General features: G+C 67.8%; 7 protein-coding genes. 3 read left to right on the top strand and 4 right to left on the bottom strand.

What is annotated here, in order from left to right:
- Both AB0M20_RS24890 and AB0M20_RS24885 read right to left on the bottom strand, forming a co-directional pair.
- Window positions 1-499 (bottom strand): ATP-binding protein (locus tag AB0M20_RS24890; protein WP_364302008.1); only part of this gene is annotated, 499 nt, incomplete at its 3' end.
- A gap of 53 nt (window positions 500-552) precedes the next feature.
- Window positions 553-729, bottom strand: a complete 177-nt coding sequence (locus AB0M20_RS24885) for a hypothetical protein (protein WP_364302006.1) — start codon at window positions 727-729, stop codon at window positions 553-555.
- Between the two features lie 182 nt (window positions 730-911).
- Between AB0M20_RS24885 and AB0M20_RS24880 the strand changes: the two genes are divergently transcribed.
- Window positions 912-1,604 (top strand): DUF4191 domain-containing protein, encoded by a 693-nt coding sequence (locus AB0M20_RS24880; RefSeq protein WP_364302004.1) that lies wholly within the window; start codon window positions 912-914, stop codon window positions 1,602-1,604.
- Here AB0M20_RS24880 and AB0M20_RS24875 read toward each other — a convergent pair.
- Window positions 1,601-1,951 carry an RDD family protein gene (locus AB0M20_RS24875; protein ID WP_364302010.1) on the bottom strand — a complete coding sequence of 117 codons (351 nt, stop codon included), beginning with the start codon at window positions 1,949-1,951 and terminating at the stop codon, window positions 1,601-1,603. The genes AB0M20_RS24880 and AB0M20_RS24875 overlap by 4 nt on opposite strands.
- Window positions 1,952-2,129: 178 nt before the next feature.
- Between AB0M20_RS24875 and glnA the strand changes: the two genes are divergently transcribed.
- Window positions 2,130-3,554, top strand: a complete 1,425-nt coding sequence (gene glnA, locus AB0M20_RS24870) for a type I glutamate--ammonia ligase (RefSeq protein WP_364302001.1) — start codon at window positions 2,130-2,132, stop codon at window positions 3,552-3,554.
- Window positions 3,555-3,700: 146 nt separating this feature from the next.
- Here the strand turns inward: glnA and AB0M20_RS24865 are convergent, their stop codons facing one another.
- Window positions 3,701-4,324, bottom strand: coding sequence for a TetR/AcrR family transcriptional regulator (locus AB0M20_RS24865; RefSeq protein ID WP_364301999.1), 624 nt, complete (start codon window positions 4,322-4,324; stop codon window positions 3,701-3,703).
- 98 nt (window positions 4,325-4,422) lie between these two features.
- On the opposite strand from AB0M20_RS24865, the gene AB0M20_RS24860 reads away from it, so the two are divergent.
- A complete protein-coding gene (locus AB0M20_RS24860) occupies window positions 4,423-5,463 on the top strand; it encodes an aldo/keto reductase (protein WP_364301997.1) in 1,041 nt (346 codons plus the stop codon).
- Window positions 5,464-5,489: the final 26 nt, after the last annotated feature.

The raw sequence follows: 5,489 nt of genomic DNA, 5'->3' as shown, positions 1-5,489 counted from the left end.
GCGCGGAGCGAATCAGTAAACCGATCAGGTCGCGGGTCGAGCGGTCGGCCCAGTGCAGGTCCTCGAGGACCAGGACCAGTGGCTGCTCCTCGGCCAGCCGGCCGAACAGCGTGGCGACCGCCTCGAACAGGTGGCCGCGCCGGGCGTCGCCGGCCGACTCGGGCGGGCCGAGCTCGGGCAGCAGCCTGGCGAAGTCGTGCTCGCGGCCCTGGAAGACGGTGGCGTCGCGGTGGACGACCTCACGCAGCGCCGCGGCGAACGGCGCATAGGGAAGGCCCTCCTCGCCGAGCTCGAGGCTGTTGCCGGTCAGCACCTGAGCGCCGTCGGCGGCCGCGACCCGGGTGAACTCCTCGATCAACCGGGTCTTGCCGACGCCGGCCTCGCCGCCGACCAGCACGGCCGACGGCTCGGCGCCACGAGCTCGTTTCAGCGCATCGCGCAGCGTGGCCAGGTCGGCCTCACGGCCGACCAGGACACGACTGCTCACACTCGCCGTCACGAGATTGAGCATGCCACGCGGGTACGACGGATTTTCGCCGCCGAAACCCGGGATCACGGCATGGACGGGGCACGGACCTGTCGCGGACGACCGGATGCCCGGCCGAAGCGGCGGTGCCGGCCGGCGCGCGCGGCGCGTCCGATGCGGTCGGCGTCGACCTCGCGGCGCAGCTCGCCGGCGCGCTGGTGGAAGAGGTCGAGCTCGGTGTAGGGATCAGAGTTGGGAAACATTCGCTTGCTCCTCGCGTACCCAGGTGGTCTTGGCCGTTTGCCTGAAGACCACACTGCGCCGGAAGGGGTGGGCGGGGCATGGGGAGGAAGCCCGATATTGGGCGGGCGGGGTACCTTACCCATCGGCGCGAACGGGCCTGGGCGGCGTAAGGCCCTTACCGGCTGGCACTACACTTCCGGGTATGGCAACTCCCCAGGAGAAGGTGTCGTTCGGCACCCGGATCAAGCAGATCGGTCAGGTCTTCGCGTTCACCGCGAAGTCGGACAAGTGGTTCGTCCCGCTGCTGGTGGCCGCGGTGCTGATCCCGATCGCGCTGACCGTGCTGGCCGTTCTCCTCGGGATGGGCTGGGTGTGGATCCCGGTCGGTGTCATGGTCACCCTGCTGGCCGCGCTGATCGTGCTCAACCTGCGGTCCAACGCGGCGATGATGAACGTCGCCGAGGGTCAGCCGGGCGCCGCGGCGCAGATCGTGGAGAACATGCGCGGCGACTGGCGGGTGCGTCCCGCCGCGTCCTCGACCACGCAGTTCGACATGGTGCACGTGGTGATCGGCCGGCCCGGTGTGATCCTGCTCGGCGAGGGCCAGCCGCAGCGGGTGCGCAGCCTGATGAGCCAGGAGAAGCGGCGCCTGGCCAAGGTGATCGGCAACGCCCCGCTGTACGACTACATGGTCGGGCGGGGCGAGGGCGAGCTGTCCGTGCGCAAGCTGCGGACCACGTTCATGAAGCTGCCGCGCAACCTCACCGGCAAGGACGTCAACGCCCTCGACAAGCGGCTGGGCGCGCTGATGGCGCGGCCGCAGATGCCCAAGGGCGCGATCCCGAAGAACATGCGGCCGTCGAAGGGCCAGTTCCGCCAGCAGCGGCCGCGCTAAGGCGTCATCGGCTTCTTGATCACGACCGACCGTGCGGCTCGGTCGTGCCAGCCCTGCCGTTCCGCATTCATGATCACGGCGGGGACCAGCAGGGCCAGGAGCACGGACCGGACAAATGCTTTGGGTACGCCCACAGCGCCGCCGTCCTCGATGGAGATGCATCGCACACCGGCCAGCGCCATGCCGGGCGTCTGTCCGAACAGGCCGATGCCGATCGTGTTGAGCACGATCAGCACCGCGACCGGCGGCCACGCCACCGCGCGCGGATCACCGATCAGACTGCCCACCACCAGGCAGATCGCCCAGTCGATCAGCAGCGCGGCGAACCGGCGACCGAAGTTCGCCAGTTCGAAGGTGGTTTCTCAGCTGCGGCCACGAGGACCAAGATTAGCGGTTAGCCTGCGGAGGGTCGCCGGGCGCTCACAGCTGTCGTAACACGGCGGAAACAATAGGGATACGCCCGGGCAACTCGGCCCCCCTACCGTCGCGACCAGTTGTTTCGAGCATCCTGTGCCAGGAGGACGTGTGTTCGCCAATCCCGAGGAACTCCTGCGATACCTCAAGGACGAGGACGTCAAGTTCGTCGACGTACGTTTCTGCGACCTACCGGGTGTCATGCAGCACTTCAACATCCCGGTCGAGTCGTTCGACGACAGTGTCGCCACCGACGGCCTCGCCTTCGACGGATCCTCGATCCGCGGGTTCCAGGCCATCCATGAGTCCGACATGATGCTGCTGCCGGACGTGGCGACGGCGTTCATCGACCCGTTCCGGATCCAGAAGACGCTGGCCCTCAACTTCTTCATCCACGACCCGTTCACGCGTGAGGCCTACTCGCGCGACCCGCGGAACGTGGCCAAGAAGGCCGAGACCTACCTCGCGTCCAGCGGCATCGCGGACACGGCGTACTTCGGCGCCGAGGCCGAGTTCTACATCTTCGACTCGATCCGCCACTCGACGGCCGCGCACGAGTCGTTCTACTACATCGACTCGGTCGAGGGCGCCTGGAACTCCGGCAAGGACGAGGAGGGCGGCAACCGCGGCTACAAGACCGCGTACAAGGGCGGCTACTTCCCGGTCGCGCCGGTCGACCACTACAGCGACCTGCGCGACGCCATGGTGCGCCGCCTGGTCGACTCCGGCTTCACCGTCGAGCGTTCGCACCACGAGGTCGGCACCGCCGGCCAGGCCGAGATCAACTACCGGTTCTCGACCCTGCTGCACGCCGGCGACCAGATGCAGATGTTCAAGTACATCGTCAAGAACACCGCCTGGGAGCACGGCAAGACGGCGACCTTCATGCCGAAGCCGCTCTTCGGTGACAACGGCTCGGGCATGCACACCCACCAGAGCCTGTGGCTGAACGGCGAGCCGCTGTTCTACGACGAGACCGGGTACGCCGGCCTGTCCGACACGGCCCGCTGGTACATCGGCGGCCTGCTGCACCACGCGCCGTCGCTGCTGGCCTTCACCAACCCGACGGTCAACTCGTACCGACGCCTGGTGCCCGGCTACGAGGCCCCGGTCAACCTGGTCTACTCGCAGCGCAACCGTTCCGCGTGCACCCGCATCCCGGTGACCGGCAGCAACCCGAAGGCCAAGCGTGTCGAGTTCCGGGTGCCCGACCCGTCGTCGAACCCGTACCTGTCCTTCTCGGCGCAGATGATGGCCGGCCTGGACGGCATCAAGAACAAGATCGAGCCGCCGGCGCCGATCGACAAGGACCTGTACGACCTGCCGCCGGAGGAGTGGGGCAGCGTCAAGCAGGTGCCGGGCTCGCTGGACGCGGTGCTGAACTCGCTCGAGACGGACCACGAGTTCCTGACGGCCGGCGGCGTGTTCACCGACGACCTGATCGAGACGTGGATCGACTGGAAGCGGACGAACGAGATCGACCCGGTCCGGCTGCGCCCGACCCCGCACGAGTTCGAGATGTACTACAACGTCTAGTCCCTTTTGAGCCTGTGGCCAGGGCACTCACTAACGATCTTGGCTGCGGATACAACCGTAGAAGCGGCGGTCACGACCGGCTCCCAGCCGACGTGGCCGCCGTTTCGCGTGTACCCAGCGCGCCATCGACCAAGCCGTCCGCCGCCTTATCGCCGGCTGCTGCGCCAGACCGCGACGGTTCGGTTGATGTAGGTCTCGACGCCGGCGGTGACGTCGGTGGAGGGGTCGAGCAGCCATTGCAGCCCGATCCCGTCCAGCACGGCGGTGACCAGGCGTACTTCGATCTCGATCTCGGCCGGGGTGAGTGGTCCCACGTCGCCGGAATCGACCGCCTGCTGCAGGTGGGTGGCGAGGGTGGCGAGGTTGTCGGTGTAGCGGCGCTGGATGAAGGCGTGCGCCGGGTGTGCCGGGCTGGATGCTTCTGCCGCGATCGTGGTGAACAGCTCGAGCAGGCCCCGGTTGCTCAAGTGCGCCGTCATGACCTGGGGTAGCCGGCGAAAGTAGTCCAGCCCGGCGACGCCGGTAAGGCTGGCTTCCACGGTTCGGCGATCCCACTCCTGCAGCACTGCCGTCAGGAGCCCTTCTTTGCTGCCGAAGTGCTGCAGCAGGGTGGCGTGGGAGACGCCGACCCGGTCGGCGATGGTCCGGATAGAGCCGCCCGCATAGCCGTACTCGCCGAAAACCGTGACGGCGGTGGCGACGATCTGTTCCCGCCGCCGGACTCCGGTGCGGTAGGGACCGCGGGCGGTGGTCCCGGCGCTGCTGGACATGACTCCTACCTTCTCACGCTTGGCGAAAACCTACCACTCGGTTACAGTTCATCATCAGCCAGCCCTGCCCCGTCACCACAGAAGACAAGGAAACTCTGATGCAGTACTCCGTCCTCGGTACGACTGGCGTCAAGGTGTCCAAGATCTGTTTAGGCACCGCCACGTTCGGAGTCGCCCCCACGGCGCAGGACGCCGACCGGATCGTCGGCGCGGCGATCGACCTGGGCATCAACTTCGTCGACACCGCCGACGTGTACGGCAACATGCCGGTCTTCGACCGGCCCGGCGCCCCGGCCGCCGCCGACCGTGAACCCGCCGAACAGATCCTCGGCCGCACCCTGCGCGGCCGCCGCGACCGGATGGTGATCGCCACCAAGTCCAACGGCATCGTCGGCCTCGACATCAACGACCGCGGCCTGTCACGCCGACACGTCATCCGCCAGGTCGAGACAAGCCTGCGCCGCCTGGAGACCGACTACATCGACCTCTACTACGCCCACGACCCCGACCCGGACACGCCCATGGAACAGACCCTGGCGGCCTACGACGATCTCATCCGGCAGGGCAAGATCCGCTATGTCGGCTTGTCCAACCATCCCGCCTGGCAGGTCACCCATGCCCTGTGGATTGCCGACGACCGCCGTCAGCAGGCACCCGTCGCCGCCCAGGTCAAATACAACCTCATCGACCGGAGCGCCGAGCGGGAACTCGGTCCCGCCTGCGACCGGTTCGGGCTGTCCATAATCCCCTACGCCCCACTACACGGCGGCCTGTTGGCCGACCTTCGAGTGCTCGACCGGGAAGTGTCCGGCGATCAACGCTTCCAGGGCTCCGGATTCTCCGAGTCCGAAATCGCCACCGCCCGAGAGGTCGAACGACTCAGCCGTGCCTGGGGACTGGCGCCCTACCAGACCTCGCTGGCCTGGCTGCTGTCACGCCCGGCCGTCGCCTCCGCCATCGTCGGTGCCGAGACTGTCGACGAGCTCCACGCCAACGCCACCGCGGCCGACGTCGAACTCGAACCGGCGCAGCTCGCCTCACTCACCGCGCTGGCTGACCAACCCCCAGCCTTCCAGCACCGCGCCGGCGACGGCCCGGAACGACCACCCGCCACAACCAGCTCAGACCCCACCGCGTAAGGCAGTCGACCTCGGCACGGGCGCAG

This window comes from Actinoplanes sp. NPDC051633, from assembly GCF_040681735.1.
Lineage (GTDB): Bacteria > Actinomycetota > Actinomycetes > Mycobacteriales > Micromonosporaceae > Actinoplanes.
This window is presented reverse-complemented; position numbering and strand designations above follow the sequence as displayed.

What these genes read in the sequence shown, in the direction of transcription:
- AB0M20_RS24860 (WP_364301997.1), top strand. Translation starts at nt 4,423, where the DNA reads ATGCAGTACTCCGTCCTCGGTACGACTGGCGTCAAGGTGTCCAAGATC.
- AB0M20_RS24885 (WP_364302006.1), bottom strand. Translation starts at nt 729, where the DNA reads ATGTTTCCCAACTCTGATCCCTACACCGAGCTCGACCTCTTCCACCAG.
- AB0M20_RS24865 (WP_364301999.1), bottom strand. Translation starts at nt 4,324, where the DNA reads ATGTCCAGCAGCGCCGGGACCACCGCCCGCGGTCCCTACCGCACCGGA.
- AB0M20_RS24880 (WP_364302004.1), top strand. Translation starts at nt 912, where the DNA reads ATGGCAACTCCCCAGGAGAAGGTGTCGTTCGGCACCCGGATCAAGCAG.